Here is a 25,882-nt window from a genome sequence, read left to right as displayed (position 1 = left end):
AAAGATGCGCGCTCTATGCATGAGCGGCATTAAGCAAAAAGAGATTCCCATGGCTTCCATTGAAATGATCGTTGCCGCCCGGGCTCGCCTGCGCGGTCATGCGCGGCGCACGCCGCTTCTCTCCTCCCCCTTTCTCGATGAAATCGCCGGCCGGCGGCTGCTCGTGAAGGCCGAATGCCTGCAGCATTCCGGCTCCTTCAAATTCCGCGGCGGCTGGTCTGCCGTCTCGGGTATCGATCCGGAACTGCGCAAAAAAGGCGTCATCGCCTTCTCCTCCGGCAACCATGCACAAGGTGTCGCCCTTGCCGCGCTCATGCACGGCATCCCCTCCGTCATCATCATGCCGAGCGACGCTCCGAAGCTGAAGATCGCCAATACGCGCGCCTTCGGCGCCGAAGTGGTGCTCTACGACCGCGCCAATGAAGACCGGGATGAGATCGGCGCGAAGCTTTCGGCCGAACGCGGGTTGACGCTCATCAAGCCCTTCGATGAGCCTCTGGTCATTGCGGGCCAGGGCACCACCGGGCTGGAAATCGCCGAACAGGCAGAAGAGGAAGGCGTCAAGAATGCCGAAGTCCTCGTTCCCTGCGGCGGCGGCGGCCTGAGTTCGGGCATCGCCCTGGCACTGGAAGCAAGCGCACCGGGTTTTCGCGTCCGTCCCTGCGAGCCGGAAAACTTCGACGACACGACGCGCTCGCTTGCCTCGGGCAAGATCGAGCGCAATGCTTCACTCACGGGCTCGATCTGCGATGCGATCGTCACGCCGCAACCGGGCAACATCACCTTCCCGATCCTGAAACGCCTGGCGGGACAGGGCGTTGTCGTCACCGACGATGAAGCACTGCGCGCTGTCGCACTTGCCTTCAGCCGCCTCAAGATAGTCGTCGAGCCAGGCGGGGCCGTTGCCCTTGCCGCTGCACTCTTCCATGGCGACCAGTTGGACAGCGATACGGCTATCGTTGTCACCTCAGGCGGCAACATCGACGCCGACGTGTTTACGACTGCGCTGGAGCGCTTCGGCTAAAGGCTGGCAACTTAACGACGAAGACCCTGATCGCGATCGGCGACGGCCTCGATCATGATCGGGGTCTCGCTCGCCTGAGAAACTGCGAAAACCTCGTCTCGCCGCCGTGTGGCGGTCTTCGTTCCGAGGTTTTCATGATACATCTTATCATCCTGCTGCTGTCGGCCTGCCTTCTTGCCGCCAACACTCCGGCACATACGGCTGACACTATCGGCCTTTCCTTTTTCTCGGTCCCTGTGCCCGGACGCGGCGGCGTCATGGACATCACGCTCTGGTATCCGGCGACGGCGGGTGGAACGCCTGTCCTGGTCGGTGACAGTCCGCTTTTCAAAGGCGAGGCCGCGCAACAGGGCGCACCTGCCGCCACCGGCAGCCATCCCTTGATCCTGCTTTCCCATGGCGGTCTGAAATCCGGTCCGTTCATCGGCGCCTGGATGGCATCGCGCCTGGCTTCGAAAGGCTTCGTAGTGGCGATGATGCGCCAGCCGGATCCGCAGACGATGACGAGCGAGGAGAGCATTCATGAAATTTGGCTCCGGCCCGCCGATCTCTCCGCCGCCCTGACCGCGATCGAGAAGGACAGCACGCTACCTGCAAAGATAGACCGAAACCGTATCGGCGTGCTGGGCTTCCTCATCGGCGGAACATCTGCACTTTCGCTCGCAGGCGGCAACCTGGATCCGGAAAGCTTTGCACGCTCCTGCAATCCCGACGGCACCGGCGTCGACTGCGCCGAGTTCGCCAGCGCCGGCATCGATCTCCGTTCCATCGACAGGCAGAAGCTCAGCCGCACTCATCTCGACACGCGGGTGAAGGCGGCTGTTGTCATCGATCCTGAATTCGGCGCCAATTTCGCACCTGACAGCCTCAAGCACATATCGATCCCGGTGCGACTGATCAATCTCGGCACACCGGAAACCCTCTGGCCCGGCCTGCGCGCATCAGGCCTGCAAGACGTAATACCCAATGCGCGCTACGATCTATTGACCGGGGCTTCGCAATACAGCGCCTTCAGCGAGTGCAAGCCGGCTGGCACCGTGATCCTTCGCGAGGAAGGTGAAGAGCCTCTCTGCGACGACGCCGAGGGAACGAACCGGTCTTCTATTCACGATCGCCTGGCAGAGATGGTCGCAGCAGCCTTCCGCACGGATCTCCCCCAATAGAAAACATCGTCCGCAGCGACCTGCGGACGATGTCCTTCTCTATCTATCGTCTTCAGGCGATCTTGTAGCGTGCAGCCGGAGCCGAACGCGACAGGTTCGGCATCAGCGCCTGGCGGGCCTTTTCATAGGCAGCAAGCAGGCTGGCATCTTCGAGCGCCGGGATCGTCACAAATTCTCCCTCGGCAAGACCTGCCAGCGAGGCATCGACCATGTTTTCCGCCGACATGACGATTTCGCCTGGCAGATGCTCGACCGGCGTGCCGGCAATCCCCCAGAATTCGGTGGCCGTGGCGCCCGGCAGCACGACCTGGACACGGATGTTCTTGTCGGCAAGCTCGTGCTTCAGCGACTGGCTGAAGGCGAGCACGAAGGCTTTGCTGCCGCCATAGACACCGTTCAGGACCTCGGGCGCGATTGCGACGATCGAGGCGATATTGATGATTGTGCCGCCACCACGGGCAACGAGGCCAGGGACCGACGCATAGGTCAGCCGCGTCAATGCCGTCACGTTGAGCTCGATCATTTCCTGCATCCTGTCGACGTCGGAGCCAAGCAGTGGCGCCGTGCCGCCGAAGCCGGCATTGTTGACGAGCATGGTGATGCTCTGATCTTCCTTCAGTACCTTCTCAACTTTGGCGAGATCGTCCTTCTTGCCGAGATCGGCAGACAGCGTCTCGACGGTGCGGCCCGTTTCATCGCTCAGCCGGCTTGCCAGCGCCTTCAGCCGATCACCGTTGCGGGCGACGAGGATGAGATTGTAGCCCTGCTTCGCCAGCCGGTGGGCATAGATCGCGCCAATGCCCGAAGAGGCGCCCGTGACCAGCGCCGTACCCTTATGTTCTTGTGCCATGATCGTTTCTCCATTTCGTACGCCCGCCCGATTGACTTGCGCTTGAGGAGAGTTTTACGCCCGATTGCTGACGTCCTAAATGTCATATATACCACCTTTTAGGACATACACTTTTCAGGACATGATGACGATGCAGCAAATCGGTTTCCTGCTCTTTCCCGGCTTTCAGATCATGAGCCTCGCTGCCGCCTCGGCCTTCGAATTCACCAATCTCGAGATCGGCGAAAAGGTCTACGACATCCATTATCTCTCGGAGACCGGCGGCCCCATCGCCAATTCTCTCGGCATGATCGTCGAGACAGAAGCTTTCGGCGATCCCGCTTTCGACACGCTGATCGTTACGGGTGCGCCCGACATCAAGCTGCCTAACGAAGCGGAGGCAAACTTCATCCGCGCCGCACTTCCAGCAACACGTCGCCTTGCATCCATCTGTACCGGCGCTTTCCTGCTTGCCGATGCCGGTGTTCTTGATGGCCGTCGCGCCACCACCCACTGGTATCTCGCCCGCGAACTGCAAAGCCGCTATCCCGAGATCAGGATGGAAGAGGACCGCATCTACATCATCGATGGTTCCGTCTGGACCTCGGCAGGCATGACGGCTGGTGTCGATCTGGCGCTGGCGATGGTTGAGAAGGATCATGGGTTGGAGATTGCTCGAGCTGTTGCCCGCAAGCTCGTCGTCTATCATCGCCGCGCCGGCGGCCAGTCGCAGTTTTCCACGCTTCTGGAACTGGAGCCGAAATCCGACCGCATCCAGAAGGCACTCGCCCATGCGCGCAGCAATCTGAAATCCACGCTCTCGGTGGAGGACTTGGCCGAGGCAGCACATCTCAGCCCCCGCCAGTTCAGCCGTGCCTTCCGCGCCGAAACAGGTCAGTCCCCCGCCAAAGCCGTCGAGAACCTGCGGCTGGAGGCGGCCCGCCTGATGATGGAGCAGGGCCGCCATCCGATCGATACGGTCGCTCGCGAAACCGGCTTTGCCGATCGAGAGCGCATGCGCCGTGCCTTCCTGCGCGCTTTCGGCCAGCCGCCGCAGGCGATCCGCCGGGCCGCGCAGCAGGAACTGCAGGCGTGATGCACCCGGCAGTGCCGGATGCATCGTCTCTGGCTTATCCCTCCTGAAGCGCCCTGCGGATGGCGATTTCGACAGGCGAGTAGGCGCCATCATCACGCGTGAGCTTCAGCGGGTCCGATGGAGCAAGTCCCGGCTGCGCCATGAAGCGCGGTTCCTTGCCGCGATGCATCTGTGCTGCATGGATGAGGAACGGATGGCACAGATAGACCGTGCCCGCCTTCCCTGTCGCGAGAGCAAGCGGCCTGTCCTCGCCGACATGCTCCAGCCACAGATGCGCCATGCCGGCCTCACCGGCCGGCTCCAGCAGCCTTGCGATGTCCTTGTGCGACCCGACCCGGATACGCGTCGGCGCGTCTTCTTCGCCGACATCCGAGAACAGGAAGAGCATCAGGAGCGCCCGTCCGCGCGAGTTGATATTCACCCGCCAGGCGGAAAAATCCCGCTGCTCGCCCGGGTTTCCATCCTCTCCCGGAAAGCTCAGGTCCACATGCCAGCCGGCATCGCCGGGATCGTCCGGATGTGGAAAGCGGACCGGGAAACTGCCAAGACCGTCACGCGGCTCCCAGCGTCCCTTGCCCACGAGCTGATCGAAAGCCGAATGCAGCATGGGCATGTTGACCGCCGTCTCGAACGGACCGCCGCCATAGCCGGCAAGCCGGACGACCGGCCGCACCCAGGTTTTCGGATCATCGGGATCGAAGGAAATATCCCGCCACATGATGGCGCGGGCTTCCTCGGCCACGTCACGGGGAAAAGCAGCATCGATGCGTACGAAGCCGTCCTCGATGAATTGCTCGATCTGCGCCGCGCTGAGCGCCGGCGGGTAATCGGTGGATGTCATGAAAAATCTCTCTATCGCCAGACCCTGCCGGCACCATTCATTCGCCTGACGCAGGGTGGTTACAGTCCACGGCAACACCCCAGCCAACCGGCTGGTGAAGCGGCCGCATCTCTTTTTGCCATTGGCAGAGCCTTAGAGGCTCAAGAAGAAGACCGTAGCGATGTTGAGAGTGATCATTTTCATAGCAAAGAAAACCTAGCGGCTTCCGCAGGCAGGGTCAACGCCTCACCCGACCCGCCTCAATCCCTTCTCCTGATCGGAGGGTACGGAAACATCCCGTACTGCGTCGTGCACGGATTGTAGCACCAACTCCGCCAATCGAGCCGTTGCAGCATCCGGCTCCGCCTCCGCGCGGTGCAGAACCAACCCCAGTTTCGGCAGTTTCGGCAGGCCCGCTTCGCCGGGCGCCAGCGTCCGCACCTTGGCGGGCAGCCCGATGGGCGTGCGCACCGTAATGCCTAATCCCGCGGCAGTCGCCGCCCAGAGGCCACCGAGGCTCGGGCTGACAAAGGACAGGCGCCAGGAGATGCCGGCCTCGTCCAGCACCTTCGTCGCGGCGTTCCTCAGCAGGCAGGGCGCTTCGAGCGAGGCAAGTGGCATCGGCTCGCCGCTTCCAGCCGCCCATGCTGGCAAGCCATTCGCCGGGCCGATCCAGCGCATCGGCACGTCGGCAATATGCTCGCAATGCGCGGTCAAAGTGCCGGAGCTCCAGGCGAGCGCAAGATCGAGCTTGCCTGTCGTCACCCGTTCCAGAAGCTCGGCATTGCGCACCACACGCGCTTCGATCCGCACCTTCGGATGCGCTCGTGCGAAGCGTCCGAGCACTTCAGGCAGCAAGTTCTCGCCGAAGTCCTCCTGCAGGCCGAGCCGCACCCAGCCTTCCAACTCGACACTCTGCACTGCAGTGACCGCCTCGTCGTTCAGATCGAGCAATCGCCGGGCGTAGGCAAGCATCGTCTCTCCGGCTTCCGTCAACGCCAACCCGCGCCCGGATTTGCGGAAAATCGGCGTACCAGCCTGCTCCTCCAGCTTCTTGAGCTGTGCGCTGACCGCCGAGGTCGAGCGCCCCAGACGATCCGCCGCCCTGGCGAAATTGCCGAGATCCATGCCGGTCGCGAATGTCCTCAGCACATCGAGGTCGAATGTAATCCGTCTCATTTCACGATCTCGATTTTCAGGATGATTAATCCATAAAATTCTGATTTTCCGCATCATCGTGTCGTGGCATGCTTCTCCTGTCAAGACAAAGAACAAGGAGGCATCCAATGCCATTCGCTCGCATCTCCCTTCTGAAGGGCAAGTCACCGGACTATCTGCGTGCTCTCTCGGACAGCCTTCACAAGGCCATGGTGGAAACCTTCAATGTGCCGCCGGCCGACCGCTTCCAGATCATCCACCAGCATGAGCCGGGCGAACTGATCTTCGATCGCAATTACCTTTCCGGTCCGCGCTCGGATGATTTCGTGTTGATTTCGATCACGACCGGCAAACCGCGCACGACGGAAATGCGCAAGGCTTTCTTCCGCCGAGCCGCCGAATTGCTCCAACAATTGCCCGGCTTGCGCCCCGAAGACGTGATGATCGTCATCTCGACCAGCGAACCGGACGAATGGTCCTTCGGCGACGGCCTGGCACAAATGGCCGAACCCGGATGGGAGGCGCGCGCCAGGGGAGTTCCGGCATGAGCACGGCCAATCCGAGGATAATGACGATCCGCCGTCCCGGCAGTGCCGTCCGTTCTCCTGAAGGCATTTCGAATGCGCCCTTCTGGGTCGAGATGCTGCTCGACAGTGAGATCGATGGCGAGAACACCGCCATGCGCGCAACCCTCGATCCCGGTACCGTGACACACTGGCATACGCATCCGCGCGGCCAGCTTCTTTATGTCCTCTCCGGCGTCGGTCTCGTGCAGCGGAAGGGTGAACCAGTCGAGGAAGTCAGAACCGGCGATGCAATATGGTTCGCGCCGGACGAGCTTCACTGGCACGGGGCAACAGCTCACAGCCCTTTCAGCTATCTCAGCATCCAGGGTTTTGAGAAGGGACGCTTCGTCGACTGGTCTGACAGAGAGAAGACAAAGCCATGATAGCCATGCAATATTCCTTCACCTTGCCTGCCGATTACGACATGGAGATCATTGATCGCCGCATCCGCGACAAAGGGCCGGCGATGGATGGCTTCCTGCATCTCGGTTTCAAGGCATTTTTGAGCGCACGCCGAGGTGAATTCGGCAGCCGGGAAAATCTGTATTCGCCCTTTTATCTCTGGGATCAGCCGGAAGGCGCCAGCAATTTCATCTGCGCCCCCGGCTTTGCCGCGCTGACAGACGCCTTCGGCCGGCCGCGCATTCGCCATTGGATCGTCTGGCATGCGCATGTCTCACCGGATCTCGCCGGCGCCGGCTTTGCTTACAGCGAACATCTCCCTATCGAACCGCATGTCTCTCTGCCCGACTTACGGCTGCAAGAGGTTGACCTGGCAAAGCAGGAAGCCGGCGGCAAACATCTGCTCGCCCGCATTACCGCCTTTGATCCGCATGACTGGACGATGGTCCGCTTTGGCCTCAGTGCGGAAGCCCTGCCCGCGTCAGGCACCGATCAGATTTATCGCGTCGGTCACCTCTCCTGCGGCTAAGAGTATCAAAGGCAGAATCAAAAAGAAAAAGCGCCCCTCTTTCGAGGAGCGCTTTGTATTTTCAGGCCTGAAAGCAATCAGATGCCGCTCTGGCCGTCGGAGCCGATATAGGCGATGCGCAGCATGTTGGTCGCGCCCGGCGTACCGAGCGGCACGCCTGCAGAGATGATGATGCGATCACCGGGCTTGCCGAAACCTTCTGCGGCTACGATGCGGCAGGCGCGGTTGACCATGTCGTCGAGGTCGGTCGCGTCATGCGTGACGACGCAATGCATGCCCCAGACGACCGACAGACGGCGCGCCGTCTTGATGATCGGCGACAGAGCGATGATCGGCACCTGCGGACGCTCGCGCGAGGCGCGCAGGCCGGTCGTGCCGGAAGAAGTATAACAGACGATGGCCGACAGCTTCAGCGTCTCGGCGATCTGGCGGGCAGCAAGCGAGATGGCGTCGGCGCCGGTTGCTTCCGGCTGGGCGCGCTGCGCATAGATGATGCCCGGATAGTGCGGATCCTTCTCCACCGTGCTTGCAATCGAGGCCATCATCGAAACGGCTTCGACCGGATAGGTGCCGGAAGCCGATTCGGCCGACAGCATGATTGCGTCAGCGCCTTCGAAGACAGCGATGGAAACATCAGATACTTCGGCGCGGGTCGGAACCGGCGAGGAGATCATCGATTCCAGCATCTGCGTGGCGACGATGACAGGCTTGCCCGAACGGCGGCAAGCGCGGATAAGTTGCTTCTGAATACCCGGAACAGCTTCGAGCGGCATTTCGACACCGAGGTCGCCGCGGGCGACCATCAGCGCGTCGGAAAGTTCGATGATTTCCTCGATACGTTCCAGAGCCTGCGGCTTCTCGATCTTCGACATCAGGCCGACGCGTCCGCGGGCGATCTTGCGCACTTCGGCAAGGTCATCCGGGCGCTGCACGAAGGAGAGCGCCACCCAGTCGACATCGTCGGTCGCCAGAACCGCATCGAGGTCGGCACGGTCCTTGTCCGTCAGCGCGCCGACGCCAAGCAGTGTATCCGGCAGGCTGACACCCTTGCGGTCGGAAATGCTGGTACCGGCGATAACGGTCGTGACGATGCTCTTGCCGTCGCACTTTTCTGCGCGCAGAGCGAGCTTCCCATCATCGATCAGCAGGCGATGGCCCGGCTGAACGGCTTCGAGAATTTCAGGATGCGGCAGGTAAACGCGGGTGTTGTCGCCGGGGGTGTCGTTATTATCCAGCGTAAAGGTCTGGCCAGGCTTCAGCTCGACCTTCACATCGGTGAACTTGCCGACGCGAAGCTTGGGACCCTGCAGGTCGGCCAGAATGCCGATCGGCCGGCCCGAGCGGGCTTCGACGGCGCGAATGCGCTGCACGAGCGTGCGCATCACGTCATGGCTCGCATGGCTCATGTTGATGCGGAAGATATCCGCACCCGCCTGGTGCAGCTTCTCGATCATCGACTCCTCGGAGGAGGCGGGGCCGAGGGTGGCGAGGATTTTAACTTTGCGGTTACGCTTCATCAATTCTGGCTTTCTTGCGTCCCTGGGGTGTCGGAGAGTTGAACCATCCAGCTTCCCTGGCGGCCCGTATCATATTCCTTGAATCCCATTTTCTGATAACCCCGGGCATAGCAGTCCTGCACACCCGTGATCTTGAATTCGTTTTCCGCCACGCACATCTGCACGTCACCCGTCCATCGGCCTCCCCGGGCGGCGTCTTCTGCGTAGAGGTAATAATAACGCGACTGCAACTCTCCCTCGATCAGCGTGGCGCAGGTCGTTGCCGGCACCTGCCACCAACCCTCCGTAACCCAGCCGTCCTTCGCTCTATATCCGATCGCAACGCCAACCAGATTTTGCGTACCGTTGCATACACGGAAATCCGCACGCGCGGCATCGGCAATGAAGAACGGCGAGACGGCTGCAAGAGCGAACAATGCGAGACGGGCAAGCGGCCCGGACCGCGTGAGGAAACTTGGCGCGGCTTGGATCAACACGGCTCCCAAATAGCTCCACGGTTATTCGTTATCCGTGTCTTCTTGCGCCGCCATCAGGCGAAAGTCAACGCAATGCTAATCGATTATATTTCCTTTCATAACCACCGATCGAGCGCATCTTGTCGCGTTGGTCTGCCCATCGCGCTTGAACCGGCCGAAGGCGCATGCAATCACTGGGCGAATACGCGAAATGACAATTGGCAATTTCCTTATGGATCACTTCCAATCCTTCGAAATCCTATCTGGCCAACATGACAAAGGCATGGTGATCCTCGGCGATCATGCCATGAACCGTCTGCCCGAACGATATGGCCGGCTCGGCCTGCCGGAAAGTGCTTTCTCCAGGCACATTGCCTATGACATCGGCATTCAGGGCCTGGCGCGCAAGCTGTGTGCAAAACTGGACGTACCGGGCGTGCTCGGCGGTTTTTCCCGCCTGCTGATCGATCCGAACAGAGGCGAGGACGACCCGACGCTGATCATGAAAATCTCCGACGGCGCCATCATCCCCGGAAACCATCCGATTACTGAGGAGGAATGGAACTACCGGATCGAAACCTTCCACAGACCCTATCACAATGCCGTGTCGGAGACGATCGACAGGGTGGCGAACGCGACCGGCAAAGCGCCGCTGGTCCTCTCCCTCCACTCCTTTACACCTGCCTGGAAGAGCGTTCCCCGCCCCTGGCATGCGGCGGTGCTCTGGGACAGCGACCACCGCGCCGTCGCACCATTGCTTGAAAGACTGCGGGTCGATCCTGATCTCGTCGTCGGGGACAACGAACCCTATGATGGCGCCCTGAAGGGTGACACCATGTATCGTCATTGCATGATGACGGGCATCCCGCACGCACTTCTGGAAATACGCCAGGACCTCATCGGCAACGAGGCCGGTATCGAGGAATGGGCGGCGCGCCTGGCACCCGTCTTTGCGGAGATGAACGCCGATCCGGCTCTGCATGCATACAGCGTGCACACTTCGCGAACCGGCCCCTATTGAGAAGGACTTGACCCATGACCACGCTCAGCAAAAAACAGCAGACGGAGTTCGAGGCAGCCGCCTTCCGCCGGCTCGTTGCGCATCTTCGGGAACGAACCGACGTGCAGAACATCGATCTGATGAATCTCGCCGGCTTTTGCCGCAACTGCCTGTCCAACTGGTACCGCGAAGCTGCGGAAGCCGAAGGCGTTCCTATAACAAAGGACGAATCGCGCGAGATCGTCTACGGCATGCCCTACGAAGACTGGAAGAACATCCACCAGACGGAAGCATCGCCTGTGCAAAAGGCAGCTTTTGAGGTGAACAACCCGCACAAATAGTCCACCCGCTCTCAAATCGTCTTGACGCTGGCGGCACTTCGCGGCAGTCACTGGCAACCCGAATGCATATCCCGAAATCAGGAGAACACGATGTCTGATGCACATGGCGTCGCCCGCGATCAGCTTCGCGCTTTTGTCGAGCGCATTGAACGCCTGGAAGAAGAAAAGAAGACCATCGCCGACGACATCAAGGACGTCTATGGCGAAGCCAAGGGCATGGGCTTCGACACCAAGATCCTCAAGAAGGTCGTTGCGCTGCGCAAGAAGGACGAGCAGGAGCGCATGGAAGAGGATGCGATCCTCGATACCTACCTGCATGCCCTCGGCATGATCGAATCCCCGCCGGAAGGCTGAGGACCATCCAGCCATATTTTCAGAGAGCCGCCTTCATGGCGGCTTTTCTTTTGACGCCGTCAAAGGCCAGCGCATTTTCGCCCTGCCGCTGCCCCTAAAACGAAAGCCGCCGGAGACGATCCAGCGGCTTTTGCTTACTCGAAATCTGGATGGATCAGCGCGTGTTGAACTTGCGCACTTCCATGAAATTGACGGCGGTGCCGCTGAAGCGACCTGGGTCGATCGAAGCAGTCTTCTGGAAGCCTTCGGCATAAACCGAGGTTGGCTGGGCGCGCAGCTCCTGGCTGACGAAGCGCGGTGCCTGCACCTTCTTGGACGCCATTTCCAGGCGGGCATTGGTAAGAGCCCACTGTGAGATCATCTTCTGCGTCAGCTTCGGCTCTGTACGAACCGTCTGGCGGCTTTCGTCGGCAACTTCCGCTTCCTGCTTCGTCGGACGACCACCCTTTGTGGGCAAGCCCTGCGCGACCGGGCTGTTGACGGCGACAGGCTTCGGCGCCACGGGAGGAGCAGCAAAGCTTGCGGACTTCGTCATCGGGGCAAGTGCTGCAAGCTGCAGCGGCGGCTTGTCGAGTGCCGACGGGTTCTTCGGCGCGGCGGCGTTGATTGCCTGCTCCACGGTCTGCGGCTCAGAAGGTGCGTTCATAGCGACATCAACGCCACCGCTCTGATCCTGCTGCTTTGCAAGTGCTGCCGCCATGGCGGGCGAAAGCGTATCCTGATCAGCTTCGTCTTCACCTGCGTCAGGATCGGCATTCTGCGCAGCAAGCAGGTTTTCGGCAACGGCCGGACGTTCGGCTGGGGTCGGAACGCTCGTCGACATCAGGCCCGGATCAACAGAGGCAAGTTCGGCATCACCCGGGGCACGACGCTGCCCGAGGAGCGACGGAACCGGAATGCTGTAACCACTGAGATCGGCAAAATGCTCAGGTTCCTGCGGCTGGCCAGCCGGCATGGCAGCAAGGGCCTGCTGGGCGGCGTTGCCTGCAGATGGCGGCACCAGGGCATTGGCAACCTCGTTGCCGGCAAGCTGATTGCTAAAGGCCGGGCGAACCTGCGGCACCGGTGCATTGACGCTTGCAACTTCGGTCTGCGGCTGAGGTTCATCAGCTGCCGGGACAGCCTCAGCCTTCGGCGGCGTTGCCTTTGCGACAGCAACCGGTGTGCTATCCTCGGAATTATCCTCTTCCTCGTCGGCGCCACCGCCAAAGAGGTAGGCAAACAGCGTCTTCTGCTTGCGAGGTTCGTCATCGGAAACTGAAGCGCCGGCGCTGGCCATCATGATCTGGCTGCCGTTCGCCATGCGGCGCTTGTAATCGGCCATTGCCTGCTGGTAGCCCGGCAGCGGCTTGCCATCGGCGGGAATATGAATGGTATTGCCGTCAGGGAAGAGCCTGACCAGCTCGTCGCGGCTCATGCGCGGCCAGGCGCGAACGCCGCCAACATCCATATGCACGAAGGGCGAACCGGACTTCGGGTAGAAACCGACGCCGCCGACCTGCATCTTCATGCCGATACCGCGCAGCGTGGCGAGCTTCACGTCCGGAATGAAGAAGTCCATCGCCTTGCCGAGCATATGCTGGCTCTTTTCGGCGACACCGGACTTGCGCGAACGACCGCGCAGCATCTCGTTGGTAGCCGGCGAGCGGAAACCGCAGACGACGTTGATGTAATCCCTGGAGCCGGACTGGCGGTAGACTTCCCAGATGAGGTCGAAGAGGCGCGGATCCATCTTCGTCGGCTGATTCTTGCGCCAGTCACGCAGAAAACGGTTGAGCTGCTCAAGACCCTTGGGGTCGAACCTGCCGTTTCGCTTATAGGTGATGACGGCCTTTTCGCCGGTATGAATGAAATAGAGCTTCAGGCTGCGGGTGTCCCCCGCTGCCTGAGACGGCGTGCTAACGAATACCGGTGAGGAAACCGCGAGTGCAATGAGGGCGGCCGCTGCCGTCCTAATTGCCTTTCCGCCAATCTTGGCGCACGACAAGCGCCAACTCAAGCGCGAAAGCTTGGTATTCCCATTCAGATTCGGCAACTCGATCCCCGTCAGACAGTCAATGTCCAATGCTGTCTCAAATGGCTGTCAATTGCGGTCACACGATGGCAAAAATGCCACACATGATCAACCTTTTCTTTATAGAGTGAACGAGCCGCTAACAAGTGGTTTATGGACGGTAACGAAACGTGGTTGCCTTATTCTTAATAAAAAGGCCCTTACGCCGCATCTTTCTGAGGATTATCGGGGTCGATACCGTAATCCTTGAGCTTTCTATAAAGTGTGGATCGCCCGATACCTAGCTTTCTTGCCACTTGACTCATTTGCCCTCGGTAGAATTTCAAGGCAAAACGAATCAGTTCTTCCTCGACATCGGCGAGACGCCGAACATCACCAGACTGATTGACGCTCGATATCGCGTTGTCGGAAGCCTCGGCCCCGCGGCGTATCGTCTCGGCGACGGATTCCGCCTGATAGTCCTCGGGGAATTCCGCGTCCGGATCGAGGTGCGAATTGTTGGCAACGAGCGCCAGATGATCAACGACCTCGTAGTTCGGAAGCTGCGCAGCGATCTGCGGGAAGTCCGCCTCAGTCAGCTCCGGACCTTCAGCAAGCACGACGGCGCGGAAGATCGCGTTTTCGAGCTGGCGGATATTGCCCGGCCAGTCATAGGCAGTCAGCAATGCCAGCGCACCGGCATTGACCGTCATGCGGCGGCCGTTCTTCTGCTCGCTGGAGAAGCGGTCGGCAAAGACGCGCACCAGATGCGGAATGTCTTCCTTGCGCTTGCGCAACGCCGGAATAGTGATCGGGAAGACGTTCAGGCGATAGTAGAGGTCTTCGCGGAAGTGGCCGTTCTTGACCTCTTCGATCAGATCCTTGTTCGTCGCCGAGATGAGGCGAACATTGACCTTGTGCGCAGTGCGCGCACCGACGGTCTCGATCTCGCCCTGTTGAACGGCGCGCAGCAGCTTCACCTGCACTTCGAGCGGGAGGTCGCCGATCTCGTCGAGGAAGATGGTGCCGCCATCGGCTTCCATGAACTTGCCGATATGCTTTTCGGTCGCGCCGGTAAACGCACCCTTTTCGTGACCGAAGAGGATGCTTTCGACGAGATTGTGCGGAATGGCGCCGCAATTGACCGTCACGAACGGCTTGGTGGCCCGATCGCCCCCTGACTGGATGGCGCGCGCCACCAACTCCTTGCCGACACCCGATTCGCCTTCGAGGACGACCGGGATATTGGACTGCGAGGCGCGCTGCGCCAGATCGATGACGCGGATCATCGCCGGGCTTGCCGAAACGATGTCGTCGAAGCCGACGGAACCCGAGCGTGAACGGCGGCCGGTACGGGCCTTCACCTCACGCTGGTCGAGCTTCATGGCATTGGAGATAGACGTATTGATGCGCTCCGGAGAAACCGGCTTGACGACGAAATCGAAGGCGCCAGCGCGCATGGCCTGCACGACCGTTTCGATGCCGCCCTGTCCCGTCTGGACGATAACAGGAATCTGGGTGCCGAAATCATGCAGTGCTTCGAGAAATTCGAGGCCGGTCATTTCCGGCATCATCAAATCGAGCACGATGACATTGAAAAGGCCGGGATCGCGCTTCACCATCTCCAGCCCGATGCGGCCGTTTTCGGCCTGATGCACCACATGGCCGCTACGCTCGATCGCGTTCTTGAGCAGACGGCGCTGCACGGGATCGTCCTCGACCACAAGGATCTGCCCTGCCCCTTTGAGCTCATTGTAACCGGTCATTGTCGCCTCACTTCATGCGAAACCATAGAGCGCACTCTGACAGAAAGGCTTGAACATCCAGTTTTGAGAAACAATTGCATTTTAACGATTACGACAGGCCGTTTTCGTGCCGTAACAGGGCCTTTTTCGTGCTGAAAAACCCTTGCTGACAGGCGTTACGACGCTTAGACAGTCAGACCTGTCATAAAAGAGGAAGAGGAACCGCCCCATGAGACATATGCTTGCGCATGCCGATCTTCACCTTTCGGCAACGGCTCCCGCTGCAGCATCAGATCCGGCTCTGGGCGACCTTCCTTCCTGGCGGCTGCAGGATCTCTACCCCTCGGCCACCTCCACCGCCTTCGTCGCCGATATGGAAAAGGCCGGCAAGGCCGCTTCCGCTTTCGAAGACAAATGGAAGGGCAAACTTGCCGAAGCAGCCGCGAAGAACGGCGAGGAAGGCATCGGCCAGGCGCTGAAGGAATATGAGGCGCTCGACGATATCATGGGCCGCCTCGGCTCTTTCGCCGGTCTTACCTATTTCTCGGATACGTCCAACCCGGCAAACGGCAAGCTCTATGGCGATGTCCAGGCCAAGCTTACCGACTATTCCGGCCGTCTGTTGTTCTTCGCTCTCGAACTCAACCGTATCGACGATCCAGTGATCGATGCCTGCATGGCGAACGATCCGCTTGCCGGCCATTACCGCCCCTGGCTGGTCGACCTGCGCAAGGACAAGCCCTACCAGCTCGAAGATCAGCTCGAGCAGCTCTTCCTCGAAAAGTCGATGACATCCGCTGCCGCCTTCAACCGTCTCTTCGATGAGACGATGGCGGAGCTGCGCTTCGAGATCGACGGCGAGAAGCTACCGCTCGAAGTGGCATTGAACATGCTGCAGGAAAAGGATCCGGACGTGCGCCGCAAGGCGGCAATGGCGCTCGCGGAAACCTTCAAGACCAACATCCGCATCTTTACGCTCATCACCAATACGCTCGCCAAGGACAAGGATATCTCCGATCGCTGGCGCAGCTTCGAAGACATTGCCGACAGCCGCCATCTGGCGAACCGCGTCGAGCGCGAAGTGGTCGATGCACTTGCTGCGGCGGTGAAGGAAGCCTATCCGCGTCTTTCGCATCGCTATTACAAGATGAAGGCGAAATGGCTCGGCATGGAGCAGATGAATTTCTGGGATCGCAATGCGCCGCTTCCGGAAACCTCTGGTGCCATCATTTCCTGGACTGAAGCCAGGGACACGGTGCTGTCCGCCTATGGCAATTTCGCGCCGGAAATGGCTGAAATCGCCAAGCGCTTCTTTGACGAACAGTGGATCGACGCCCCCGTGCGCCCCGGCAAGGCGCCCGGCGCTTTTGCGCATCCAACCGTTCCATCGGCCCATCCCTATGTGCTCGTCAATTACATGGGCAAACCACGCGATGTGATGACGCTCGCCCATGAGCTCGGCCACGGCGTTCATCAGGTTCTTGCCGGCGCGCAAGGCGCCCTCATGTGCCAGACACCGCTGACACTTGCCGAAACAGCTTCCGTCTTCGGCGAGATGCTGACCTTCCGCGCGCTGCTCAACCGGACGACCGACAAGCGCGAACGCAAGGCCATGCTTGCCCAGAAGGTCGAGGACATGATCAATACGGTCGTGCGCCAGATCGCCTTCTACGAGTTCGAACGCAAGGTTCATACCGCCCGCAAGGCCGGCGAACTGACCGCCGACGACATCGGCGAACTTTGGCTTTCCGTCCAGTCCGAAAGCCTTGGCCCGGCGATCAGGATTTCCGAGGGTTATGAGACCTACTGGGCCTATATCCCCCACTTCATCCATTCGCCCTTCTATGTTTACGCCTATGCTTTCGGCGACTGCCTGGTGAACTCGCTCTATGCCGTCTATCAGAAAGCCGAGAAGGGCTTTCAGGACAAGTATTTCGAGATGTTGAAGGCTGGCGGCACCAAGCATCATTCCGAACTGCTGAAGCCGTTTGGCCTGGATGCAACCGATCCTTCCTTCTGGAGCAAGGGCCTGTCGATGATTGAAGGCCTGATCGACGAACTCGAGGCACTGGACAAGGCATAAGACCGCCGAAACTCGCAGCTTCGCTGGAAAGGCAATGGCAGCGTCCGAACCCTTCATCCTGTTCCGGGACGACACGACCGGCGAAGTCATGCTCTTCGCCGGCCCGGTAAGCACGATCATCGCCCGCACGAAGGCGGAATTCCTGCCGGCACTCACGCGGATGGAAGAGGCGCGACAGGCCGGCAAGTGGCTTGCCGGCTACATCGCTTATGAGGCCGGTCATCTCTTCGAAGAAAAGCTTGCTCCCTTCGCGCAAGAGAACCGCGAGACACCGCTGCTGCTGTTCGGTGTCTTCGACGCGCCGCAACCGGACGATCATCCTCTCGCAAGGCCACGGCAGCGCCGCGAAAACGAGGAATTCCTGACGGCACCGAAGGCCGGCTGGAATTTCGATATATATAAAGAGCGTTTCGACCGCCTCCACAGGCATCTGCGCCTCGGCGATATCTATCAGGCCAACCTGACGATGCCGATCGAAGCCCGTTGGAGCGGCGACCCGCTGGCCGCCTTCTGGTCGCTGATCGACCGCCAGCCCGTCAAGTACGGCGCGTTTGCCGATCTCGGCGGCCCCATCATTCTTTCCCGCTCACCGGAACTGTTTTTCCGCACTGACGAAGATGGCTGGATCGAGACGCATCCGATGAAGGGTACGGCCAAACGCGGCGCGACACCGGCCGACGATGCTGGAATCGTCGAAGCCATGAAGGCCGACATCAAGACGCAAGCGGAGAACCGCATGATCGTCGACCTCTTGCGCAACGATATCTCGCGCATCACCGAGGTCGGCACGCTCGACGTTCCAAAACTCTTCGAAATCGAGACCTATCCGACTGTCCACCAGATGGTTAGCCACGTCCAGGCGAAGCTCCTGCCCGATCTTTCCATCCGCGACATCTTCGCCGCCCTTTTTCCCTGCGGCTCGATTACCGGCGCGCCGAAGATCCGCGCCATGGAAATCCTCCACGACCTCGAGGACGGTCCGCGCGATGCCTATTGCGGTGCAATCGGCATGATCACGCCCAACGGCGCGATGCGCTTCTCCGTTGCCATACGCACCATGACGCTCTTCGACGGCGGCAAAGCAGTCTTCAATGTCGGCGGCGGCATCGTCTTCGATTCCACTGATGAAGCCGAATATGAGGAATGCCTGCTTAAGGCCCGCTTTGCCGTCGGCGACCAATGGATTGCCCGATGACGGATTTTTCGCTGATCGAAACCCTGCGCTGGCAACCGGACGAAGGGTTCGTTCGCCTGCGCCTTCATCTCGCCCGCCTCTCCCGCTCCGCCCGCCGCATTGGTTTTCCCGAACCGATGGATGTGGTCGCGAAGCTGGAAGATGCGGTAAGGGATGACAAGGAGCCGCGCCGTGTCAGGCTGACTTTCGACGGCCAGGGCCGGATCGACATTACCACCGCGCCCTTCACGCCGCTGCCGCAAGACACGGTCTGGAAACTCCGTATCGCCAGCACGCGTCTCGATTCCAGTGACAAGCTACTGCGTATCAAGACCACATGCCGGACTGTGTATGAAGCGGCGCGCGCCGAGTTCCCGCAGCAACAGGCGGATGAAGTCATCTTGCTCAACGAGCGACAAGACGTCTGCGAGGGAACGATCACTTCCGTCTTCCTTGATGACGGCTCCGGCATTCTCAGGACATCGCCGATCTCCTGCGGCCTGCTCGCCGGCGTGCTGCGCACCGAGCTCATCTGCCAACGAAAGGCCCGCGTTGGTCGCATCACGCTCGATGATCTGGACAAGGGTACACTTTACGTTGGAAATTCGCTGCGCGGCCTGATCCGCGCTGCGCTGCAAAAGGACTGACCAATGCTGATCCTCTCCCTGACCTATGTGAAGCCCAACGAAGAGGCCGACAAGCACATGGAGCCGCATATGGCCTGGGTGAAGGAAGGATATGCGAAGGGCTGGTTCCTCGCTTCCGGCCGGAAGGTACCACGCACCGGCGGAGTCGTTCTCGCCGTCGGCGACCGTGCCCAGATTGAAGCCTATGTCGCAGCCGACCCGTTCACCATCCATGGCGTTGCCGAATATGACATCACAGAAGTCGCGCTTACGACGGTGACGGAAGGGTTGGAGGCTCTGAAGCGCTGAGTTACAAACCGCACCCGGCAAATCGTCAGGCTCAAAAAGGAGCGGCGATGAAACATCCGACCTACACGCCCCCCACCTATACACCCTATGACGGCTCGGCTCGGCCCTTCACGATCGGTCTGATGCCGTTCGATCCCGCTCGCTGGATCGAACCCGACGACGATCTCAACCGCTACCTCGAGGAAAAGGCGCGGCTGGCGGTCGAGCGCCTCGATGACATCTTCGTTGCAGAGGATGGGACGGAAGCAGCCCAGCAGGAGGCACTGGATGTTCTCCTCGCTCACCTTGCCGATCGGCATCCGGCGATGCTCCGGCGGGATACTTCCGATCTGCCGCCTCTCTTCAAGGCCGGTTCACTCATCCAGGATGATCTCGTTCTGATGCGCCGCAAGGCCGATGGCTGGCATCTCGTTGCCGCCCATGTCGCCTTTCCCTCCTCGTGGTCGCTACATGAGAAATTCGGTCGGCCGATGCACGAGATCCATGCGGATGTGCCGGGCTTCGGCGAAGGCACGCGCAATGCCACACTGATTGCCCGCATCTTCGACGGCCTGCAGAGCGCCCAGCCGGTCGAGCGGCTGAACTGGTCGGTCAACACCACTGATGATCTCTTCCTTCCCATCTCGAAACATCGCCGGCCGCCTTACGCCGAGGCCTTCACGCTTGATGAGCGTTTCGTCCGCGTCGAGCGCCAGACCCTTCGCAAGCTGCCTGTCTCGGGCGACATTCTCTTCACCATCCGCATCTATACCGATCCGGTCGCCGCCATTGCCCGGCATCCGCAGGCGCGGAAACTCGCAGCCAGCTTTGCCGATCAACTGGAAGCGCTCGACGACCAGCAGACCGCCTACAAAGGGCTGACCCTGCAGCGGACGGAACTCGTGCGGAAATTGCGGGCACTTTGCAGCCCCGATATTTAACCTTTGCAGGGGAACACTCTTTATTGTGACGCCATTTTGTGATTAGAGCCGGTCACTTCGCGAGCTTCGCGGCATTTTCACATGAATTCTTTAGGCTGAAGGCCTTCCTTCCCTTCCAACAGGAGAAAAGAATGACGGAACAGAACTATCCGGTATATGGCGAAATTACCGGTCCGATCGTCATGATCGGCTTTGGCTCCATCGGCCGCGGCACGCTGCCCCTGATCGAGCGCCACTTCAAGTTCGACAAGAGCCGGATGGTTGTCATCGACCCGCGCACGGACGATGCCCACATTCTGGAAAAGCACGGCGTCAAGCACATCCAGGCGCATGTGACGAAGGACAACTACAAGGAGCTGCTGAAGCCGCTCCTGACCGAAGGCGAAGGCCAGGGCTTCTGCGTCAACCTCTCCGTCGACACCTCGTCGCTCGACATCATCAAGCTCTGCCGCAAGCTTGACGTGCTCTATATCGATACCGTCGTCGAGCCCTGGCTCGGCTTCTATTTCGACAAGGACATGAAGAACGAGGAACGCACCAACTACGCTCTGCGTGAAACCGTTCGCAAGGAAAAGGCCAAAAACCCCGGCGGCACCACTGCCGTTTCCACCTGCGGCGCAAATCCGGGCATGGTCTCCTGGTTCGTCAAGCAGGGGCTCCTGAACCTTGCCCGCGATATGGGCCTCAAGTTCGATGAGCCGGGCCAGGACGACCGCGAAGAATGGGCAAAGCTCATGAAGAAGGTCGGCGTCAAGGGCATCCACATCGCCGAGCGTGACACGCAGCGCACCATCCACCCGAAGCCGCTCAACGTCTTTTGGAACACTTGGTCCGTTGAAGGCTTCATCTCCGAAGGCCTGCAGCCGGCAGAACTCGGCTGGGGCACCCACGAAAACTGGATGCCGAAGAACGCCAAGAAGCACAAGAAAGGCTCCAAGGCCGCCATCTTCCTGGAACAGCCCGGCGCCAACACCCGCGTGCGCACCTGGTGCCCGACGCCCGGCCCGCAATACGGCTTCCTCGTCACCCACAACGAGTCGATCTCGATCGCCGACTTCTTCACGGTGAAGGACAAGGACGGCGACGTCACCTATCGCCCGACCTGCCACTATGCCTACCATCCTGCCAACGACGCAGTTCTCTCGCTGCATGAGATGTTCGGCAACGGCGGCAAGGCGCAGCCGGTCCTGCACGTTCTCGACGAAAACGAACTTGTCGACGGTATCGACGAGCTCGGCGTACTGCTCTACGGCCACGACAAGAATGCCTACTGGTACGGTTCGCGCCTGTCGCTGGAAGAAACCCGCCGCATCGCCCCCTACCAGAACGCAACCGGCCTGCAGGTAACCTCTGCCGTTCTCGCCGGCATGGTCTGGGCTCTTGAAAACCCGAAGGCCGGCATCGTCGAAGCCGACGAGATGGATTACAAGCGCTGCCTCGAAGTGCAGTTGCCCTATCTCGGCCCGGTCGAAGGCCACTACACCGACTGGACCCCGCTCGATGGCCGTCCGGGCCTGTTCCCGGAAGACATCGACACCAAGGATCCGTGGCAGTTCAAGAACATCCTCGTTCGCTGAGCCCTGCCTTAATGCTCTCGAAGATGCCCGCTGTCAGGCGGGCATTTTTGTAACGCCTGCTGTCTAAATGCTGGCCGACGTCCGTCGAAGGCTTGCCTTCGTGGAAGGCCCGCGCCATGTTTTGCGCGAACTTCGCGAATAGTTTCCGCCTAGATTCGCCGGGAGAAGCCTTATGAAAATCAGAACTGGTCTCGTTCTTGCGGTTGCATCGGCAGCTCTTGCCGCCTGCGTTTCCTCCGGCCCGCGCCCCCTTCCCACTGCATCGGCACCCGCTCGTGCCGGTGTCGAAGGAACCTGGGCCGATCCGAACGGCATCGTCTCCACCTTCCAGTCCGGCACTTTCACGACGCGCACGACCGACAGCAACCAGCTTCTGGCCTCCGGCACCTATACCAATACCTCGCCGACGCTGGTGGAAATCAACATGACCTCGCTGGTTCGCAACACCCAGTCGAAGGTCAACTGCGCACTCGTTTCGACAAGCCAGCTGAACTGCACCTCGGATGCCGGCGCACAGTTCGTCCTGACTCGCCGTAGCTGAAAAGAACAGATGGGGTGAAGGCTAAGCACCATGCGGGTTTTCGCTGGTTACCTCGCCCTGTTGCTCGCAACACCCCTTGCCGCACTTGCGGTCATTTTACCGGCTAATGTCTATCGTGCCCAAGGTATCGCCGCCCCCGATTGCGACGGGCCGCTGCAGGTGCTGATCTTCGCCGTGCCGGCAGTCCTGATCTACGGCGCAGGCGCAGTCCTTGCCTATCGGGCCGGCCGGCGCTTTCACCGCATCGTTTCCCTGCTTTGCTTGATCATTGCGCTCGCCACAGTTCCGAATATTGCGGAGGCCATGCACGAACTCCACCAAAACGCCGCCGCCGGAGAATGTGTGGGATAACCCGTCGGCTTTTTTGCCCGGTTCCCCCTTGGAAAGCGGCCCTCCTGGCCCAGCTTTCCCTTGCGGCGGTGCATCGTCTGATGGAACATCCGCATGCCGGGAAACCGCACCGGCTGACCATGGAAGGGACTGGCGAGGATCAGGGGGATCTTCGCCCTTTTAATCAGGAGAACAGGGATGACGAAGTCTTTCAGCTTCGGTCTTTTGACCGCGTCCATGCTGGCGCTAAGCACAGGCGCTGCTTTCGCGGATTACGAACTCAATATTCTTCATATCAACGATTTCCATTCACGCATTGAATCGATCAACAAGTTCGACTCCACCTGCTCGGCCGAGGAGGAAGGCAAGAATGAATGCTTCGGCGGCGCCGCCCGCCTGAAGACCGCCATCGACCAGCGCCGTGAGGCTCTAACGGGCAAGAACGTGCTGCTGCTCAACGCCGGCGACAACTTCCAGGGCTCGCTGTTCTACACGACCTACAAGGGCGCGGCTGAAGCCGAAATGCTGAACCTCATGAAGTTCGATGCCATGACGGTCGGCAATCACGAATTCGACGACAGCGAGGATGGGCTCGCAACCTTCCTCGACAAGGTGCAATTCCCCGTCGTCACCGCCAACGTCAAGGCAAGTGCTGCCTCCAAGCTTGGCGATCGCGTCAAGCCTTCTCTCGTGCTTGATGTCAGCGGCCAGAAGATCGGTATCGTCGGTGCCGTCACCAATGACACGCCCGAACTCTCCTCGCCCGGCCCGAACGTGACGATCGCCGATGACGTCAAGAGCATCACGGCAGAGGTCGAGAAACTGAAGGGCGAAGGCGTCAACAAGATCATTGCGCTCACCCATGTCGGCTATCCGCGCGACCTCGCCATGATCGCCAAGATCCCTGATGTCGACGTGGTCGTCGGCGGCCACTCGCACAGCCTGCTGTCGAACACCGATCCGAAAGCCGAAGGTCCCTACCCGACAATGGTCGACAATCCCGGCGGCTATAAAGTGCCGGTGGTGCAGGCAGCCTCCTACAGCAAGTACCTCGGCGATCTCGTCGTGAATTTCGACGATAACGGTGTCGTCAAGGAGGCCAAGGGCGATCCCATCCTGATCGATTCCTCTTTCACACCCGATTCTGCAGTCGCAGCGCGTATTGCCGAATTGGCAAAGCCGATAGAGGATCTCCGCAAGAAGGTGATCGGCTCCTCCGAAGGCCCGATCGAAGGCGACCGCAAGGTCTGCCGCGTCAAGGAATGCTCGATGGGCAATCTGGTAGCTGATGCCATACTTGACCGTAGCAAGAACCAGGGCGTCACCATTGCCATCCAGAACGGCGGCGGCCTGCGTGCCTCCATCGATGGCGGCGACGTCACCCAGGGCGAAGTCATCACCGTACTGCCCTTCCAGAATACGCTCGCAACCTTCCAGCTGACCGGTGCCGATATCGTCAAGGCGCTCGAAAACGGCGTCAGCCAGATCGACCAGGGGGCCGGCCGTTTCCCGCAGGTCGCCGGTCTGAAATTCACATTCGACCAGTCGAAGCCGGTCGGCAGCCGCGTCAGCGATGTGCAGGTCAAGGACGGCGACAATTTCGTGCCGATCGACAACGCCAAGACCTATAGCGTCGCCACCAACAACTTCATGCGCGCCGGCGGCGATGGCTATGTCGCCTTCAAGGACGGCCAGAATGCCTATGACTACGGTCCGGACCTGGCCGACGTGACAGCCGAATATATTGCCGCACACTCGCCCTATAAGCCTTATACGGACGGCCGCATCACTGAAATTGCGCAGGCGGCACCTGCTCCCTCCGCAGAGCAGGCTCCTGCAGCCCCTGCCCCCGCGGCCCCGGCTCCATCTGCCGAACCGACCCCGGCGCCTGCAGCACCGACCCCCGCCGCTCCCGCTCCGGCAGTTGAACCTGCCCCGGCAGCCTCTACACCGGCCACGCCCTCGACCCACGTCATCGTTGCCGGCGATACCTTCTGGGATCTCGCCAAGACCTTCTACGGCGAGGGTGCCGAGTGGCGCAAACTGTCGGAAGCCAATGGCAACCCCAACCCCCACCATCTGCGGATCGGCGAGGAAATCCAGGTTCCAGCCAAGTAAGACGATTTGTCCCGATCATCAGAGCCGGTCCGGGGTTCCCCGGGCCGGCTTTTCTTCTTATAGGGTGAACCGTGATCGGCAGGCTGCGTATGAGCCGGCGAGACACGAAAGCGCGTTGGGGCCAGAATGACAGATACTACACTCCGCCCGGCGGACCATCCCGCCGTCAAATTCGGCAAGGTCGGCGTCCTGCTGGTCAATCTCGGCACGCCTGACGGCACCGATTACACGTCCATGCGACGCTATCTGCGCGAATTCCTGACCGATAAGCGCGTCATCGAATGGTCGCCCTGGAAGTGGTATCCGATCCTGTTCGGCATCGTCCTCAACACGCGCCCGCAGAAGGTGGGCAAGGCCTATGAGACGATCTGGAACAAGGATCTGAACGAGAGCTGGCTGCGCACCTATACCCGCAACCAATCGGATTTCATGGCCGAACGGCTGAAGGATCTGCCAAACGTCAAGGTCGACTGGGCAATGCGCTATGGTACGCCGTCGATTCCCTCGCGCATCGAAGCGCTGAAGGATGAAGGCTGCGACCGCATTCTGCTCTTCCCGCTCTATCCGCAATATGCGGCAGCTACCACTGCGACCGTCAACGACAAGGCCTTCCAGAAACTGCTCACCATGCGCTGGCAGCCGGCATTGCGCACGGTGCCGGACTATCACGACGACGAGACCTATATCGAAGCGCTCGCCAAATCCGTCGAGCAGCACCTTGCCACCCTCGACTGGAAGCCCGAGATACTGCTCGCCTCCTTCCACGGCATTCCGCTCTCCTATTTCCAACAGGGCGATCCCTATTACTGCCAGTGTCAGAAGACCGGACGCCTGCTGCGCGAGCGCCTGGGGCTCACGAAGGAAAACTTCATGGTTACCTTCCAGTCCCGCTTCGGGCCGGAAGAATGGTTGCAGCCCTATACCGACAAGACCGTCGAGAAGTTGGCGCAGGACGGCGTCAAGCGCATTGCCGTCATGAATCCCGGCTTCGTTTCCGACTGTCTGGAGACGCTCGAAGAGATTGCCGAACAGGCTGCCCATTCTTTCAAGCACAATGGCGGCGAGCAGTTCGCGCATATTCCCTGCCTGAACGATGGTGAAGACGGCATGCAGGTGCTGGAAAAAGTCGTGCGCCGCGAGCTGCTCGGCTGGGCATGATCGACGCGGCGCCAGATTTTCTGGCGCCCGCAATAGCTAAAAGCGCCCTGTGCC

27 protein-coding genes are annotated in these 25,882 nt (G+C 60.3%); 19 read left to right on the top strand and 8 right to left on the bottom strand.

What is annotated here, in order from left to right:
* Positions 1 to 49 precede the first annotated feature (49 nt).
* Complete coding sequence (locus H4W29_RS12685; protein ID WP_192729221.1) at positions 50 to 1,024, top strand: threonine ammonia-lyase; 975 nt, start codon at positions 50 to 52, stop codon at positions 1,022 to 1,024.
* Positions 1,025 to 1,035: 11 nt separating this feature from the next.
* Here H4W29_RS12685 and H4W29_RS34655 read toward each other — a convergent pair whose 3' ends face one another.
* On the bottom strand, positions 1,036 to 1,167 hold the full coding sequence (locus H4W29_RS34655) for a hypothetical protein (protein ID WP_281401263.1): 132 nt from the start codon (positions 1,165 to 1,167) through the stop codon (positions 1,036 to 1,038).
* Here H4W29_RS34655 and H4W29_RS12680 point away from each other — a divergent pair.
* Positions 1,159 to 2,187: an alpha/beta hydrolase family protein gene (locus H4W29_RS12680; RefSeq protein ID WP_192729220.1), complete on the top strand. Its 1,029-nt coding sequence runs from the start codon at positions 1,159 to 1,161 to the stop codon at positions 2,185 to 2,187. The genes H4W29_RS34655 and H4W29_RS12680 overlap by 9 nt on opposite strands.
* A gap of 52 nt (positions 2,188 to 2,239) precedes the next feature.
* Here the strand turns inward: H4W29_RS12680 and H4W29_RS12675 are convergent, their stop codons facing one another.
* A complete protein-coding gene (locus H4W29_RS12675) occupies positions 2,240 to 3,037 on the bottom strand; it encodes an SDR family NAD(P)-dependent oxidoreductase (RefSeq protein ID WP_192729219.1) in 798 nt (265 codons plus the stop codon).
* Between the two features lie 130 nt (positions 3,038 to 3,167).
* Between H4W29_RS12675 and H4W29_RS12670 the strand changes: the two genes are divergently transcribed.
* Complete coding sequence (locus tag H4W29_RS12670) at positions 3,168 to 4,112, top strand: GlxA family transcriptional regulator (protein WP_192729218.1); 945 nt, start codon at positions 3,168 to 3,170, stop codon at positions 4,110 to 4,112.
* Positions 4,113 to 4,146: 34 nt separating this feature from the next.
* On the opposite strand, the gene H4W29_RS12665 is transcribed toward H4W29_RS12670, so the two are convergent.
* On the bottom strand, positions 4,147 to 4,953 hold the full coding sequence (locus tag H4W29_RS12665) for a phytanoyl-CoA dioxygenase family protein (RefSeq protein ID WP_192729217.1): 807 nt from the start codon (positions 4,951 to 4,953) through the stop codon (positions 4,147 to 4,149).
* A gap of 225 nt (positions 4,954 to 5,178) precedes the next feature.
* Positions 5,179 to 6,111, bottom strand: coding sequence for a LysR substrate-binding domain-containing protein (locus H4W29_RS12660; RefSeq protein WP_192729216.1), 933 nt, complete (start codon positions 6,109 to 6,111; stop codon positions 5,179 to 5,181).
* Positions 6,112 to 6,218: 107 nt separating this feature from the next.
* Between H4W29_RS12660 and H4W29_RS12655 the strand changes: the two genes are divergently transcribed.
* The 3 genes from H4W29_RS12655 to H4W29_RS12645 are packed head-to-tail and all read left to right on the top strand — an operon-like array spanning position 6,219 to position 7,587.
* The gene (locus tag H4W29_RS12655) at positions 6,219 to 6,638 is read left to right on the top strand and encodes a tautomerase family protein (RefSeq protein ID WP_192729215.1); all 420 of its coding nucleotides are present in this window, start codon (positions 6,219 to 6,221) and stop codon (positions 6,636 to 6,638) included.
* Positions 6,635 to 7,039 carry a cupin domain-containing protein gene (locus H4W29_RS12650; protein ID WP_192729214.1) on the top strand — a complete coding sequence of 135 codons (405 nt, stop codon included), beginning with the start codon at positions 6,635 to 6,637 and terminating at the stop codon, positions 7,037 to 7,039. The genes H4W29_RS12655 and H4W29_RS12650 overlap by 4 nt, the downstream gene beginning before the upstream one ends.
* Positions 7,036 to 7,587, top strand: coding sequence for a DUF4865 family protein (locus H4W29_RS12645; RefSeq protein ID WP_192729213.1), 552 nt, complete (start codon positions 7,036 to 7,038; stop codon positions 7,585 to 7,587). The genes H4W29_RS12650 and H4W29_RS12645 overlap by 4 nt, the downstream gene beginning before the upstream one ends.
* A 77-nt stretch (positions 7,588 to 7,664) precedes the next feature.
* Here the strand turns inward: H4W29_RS12645 and pyk are convergent, their stop codons facing one another.
* Together pyk and H4W29_RS12635 are read right to left on the bottom strand one after the other, a co-directional pair.
* On the bottom strand, positions 7,665 to 9,104 hold the full coding sequence (gene pyk / locus H4W29_RS12640; RefSeq protein ID WP_192729212.1) for a pyruvate kinase: 1,440 nt from the start codon (positions 9,102 to 9,104) through the stop codon (positions 7,665 to 7,667).
* Positions 9,104 to 9,577: a DUF1036 domain-containing protein gene (locus H4W29_RS12635; protein WP_007822872.1), complete on the bottom strand. Its 474-nt coding sequence runs from the start codon at positions 9,575 to 9,577 to the stop codon at positions 9,104 to 9,106. Before H4W29_RS12635 ends, pyk begins: the two co-directional genes overlap by 1 nt.
* Before the next feature lie 214 nt (positions 9,578 to 9,791).
* Here H4W29_RS12635 and H4W29_RS12630 point away from each other — a divergent pair, with 214 nt between their 5' ends.
* The 3 genes from H4W29_RS12630 to H4W29_RS12620 all read left to right on the top strand — a co-directional run bounded on the left by H4W29_RS12630 (position 9,792) and on the right by H4W29_RS12620 (position 11,254).
* Entirely contained in the window at positions 9,792 to 10,580 is a 789-nt protein-coding gene (locus H4W29_RS12630) for an N-formylglutamate amidohydrolase (RefSeq protein WP_192730726.1), read from the top strand.
* Positions 10,581 to 10,594: 14 nt separating this feature from the next.
* Positions 10,595 to 10,900 (top strand): DUF1244 domain-containing protein, encoded by a 306-nt coding sequence (locus tag H4W29_RS12625; RefSeq protein ID WP_192729211.1) that lies wholly within the window; start codon positions 10,595 to 10,597, stop codon positions 10,898 to 10,900.
* A 90-nt stretch (positions 10,901 to 10,990) separates the two neighbouring features.
* Positions 10,991 to 11,254 carry a DUF2312 domain-containing protein gene (locus H4W29_RS12620; RefSeq protein ID WP_007822869.1) on the top strand — a complete coding sequence of 88 codons (264 nt, stop codon included), beginning with the start codon at positions 10,991 to 10,993 and terminating at the stop codon, positions 11,252 to 11,254.
* A gap of 154 nt (positions 11,255 to 11,408) precedes the next feature.
* Here the strand turns inward: H4W29_RS12620 and H4W29_RS12615 are convergent, their stop codons facing one another.
* Positions 11,409 to 13,289 carry a peptidoglycan L,D-endopeptidase MepK gene (locus H4W29_RS12615; protein WP_192729210.1) on the bottom strand — a complete coding sequence of 627 codons (1,881 nt, stop codon included), beginning with the start codon at positions 13,287 to 13,289 and terminating at the stop codon, positions 11,409 to 11,411.
* 179 nt (positions 13,290 to 13,468) lie between these two features.
* Complete coding sequence (locus tag H4W29_RS12610; RefSeq protein ID WP_192729209.1) at positions 13,469 to 15,013, bottom strand: sigma-54-dependent transcriptional regulator; 1,545 nt, start codon at positions 15,011 to 15,013, stop codon at positions 13,469 to 13,471.
* Positions 15,014 to 15,221: 208 nt separating this feature from the next.
* On the opposite strand from H4W29_RS12610, the gene H4W29_RS12605 reads away from it, so the two are divergent.
* The 10 genes from H4W29_RS12605 (at position 15,222) to hemH (ending at position 25,828) form a co-directional block, all read left to right on the top strand.
* Complete coding sequence (locus H4W29_RS12605; protein WP_192729208.1) at positions 15,222 to 17,075, top strand: M3 family oligoendopeptidase; 1,854 nt, start codon at positions 15,222 to 15,224, stop codon at positions 17,073 to 17,075.
* Between the two features lie 34 nt (positions 17,076 to 17,109).
* Complete coding sequence (locus tag H4W29_RS12600; protein WP_192729207.1) at positions 17,110 to 18,270, top strand: aminodeoxychorismate synthase component I; 1,161 nt, start codon at positions 17,110 to 17,112, stop codon at positions 18,268 to 18,270.
* The gene (locus H4W29_RS12595; protein ID WP_246517169.1) at positions 18,267 to 18,896 is read left to right on the top strand and encodes an aminotransferase class IV family protein; all 630 of its coding nucleotides are present in this window, start codon (positions 18,267 to 18,269) and stop codon (positions 18,894 to 18,896) included. Before H4W29_RS12600 ends, H4W29_RS12595 begins: the two co-directional genes overlap by 4 nt.
* 3 nt (positions 18,897 to 18,899) lie before the next feature.
* Entirely contained in the window at positions 18,900 to 19,184 is a 285-nt protein-coding gene (locus tag H4W29_RS12590; protein ID WP_192729205.1) for a YciI family protein, read from the top strand.
* 47 nt (positions 19,185 to 19,231) lie between these two features.
* Complete coding sequence (locus tag H4W29_RS12585) at positions 19,232 to 20,104, top strand: heme-dependent oxidative N-demethylase family protein (RefSeq protein WP_192729204.1); 873 nt, start codon at positions 19,232 to 19,234, stop codon at positions 20,102 to 20,104.
* A 131-nt stretch (positions 20,105 to 20,235) separates the two neighbouring features.
* The gene (locus tag H4W29_RS12580; RefSeq protein ID WP_192729203.1) at positions 20,236 to 21,681 is read left to right on the top strand and encodes a homospermidine synthase; all 1,446 of its coding nucleotides are present in this window, start codon (positions 20,236 to 20,238) and stop codon (positions 21,679 to 21,681) included.
* Positions 21,682 to 21,853: 172 nt separating this feature from the next.
* Positions 21,854 to 22,222: an outer membrane lipoprotein Omp10 gene (gene omp10 / locus H4W29_RS12575; RefSeq protein WP_192729202.1), complete on the top strand. Its 369-nt coding sequence runs from the start codon at positions 21,854 to 21,856 to the stop codon at positions 22,220 to 22,222.
* A 30-nt stretch (positions 22,223 to 22,252) separates the two neighbouring features.
* On the top strand, positions 22,253 to 22,573 hold the full coding sequence (locus H4W29_RS12570) for a hypothetical protein (protein WP_192729201.1): 321 nt from the start codon (positions 22,253 to 22,255) through the stop codon (positions 22,571 to 22,573).
* 177 nt (positions 22,574 to 22,750) lie between these two features.
* Positions 22,751 to 24,670 (top strand): bifunctional metallophosphatase/5'-nucleotidase, encoded by a 1,920-nt coding sequence (locus H4W29_RS12565; protein ID WP_192729200.1) that lies wholly within the window; start codon positions 22,751 to 22,753, stop codon positions 24,668 to 24,670.
* 126 nt (positions 24,671 to 24,796) lie between these two features.
* Positions 24,797 to 25,828 carry a ferrochelatase gene (hemH, locus tag H4W29_RS12560; RefSeq protein WP_192729199.1) on the top strand — a complete coding sequence of 344 codons (1,032 nt, stop codon included), beginning with the start codon at positions 24,797 to 24,799 and terminating at the stop codon, positions 25,826 to 25,828.
* Positions 25,829 to 25,882: the final 54 nt, after the last annotated feature.

It is taken from the genome of Rhizobium viscosum (assembly GCF_014873945.1).
Taxonomy (GTDB): Bacteria; Pseudomonadota; Alphaproteobacteria; order Rhizobiales; family Rhizobiaceae; genus Rhizobium; species Rhizobium viscosum.
This window is presented reverse-complemented; position numbering and strand designations above follow the sequence as displayed.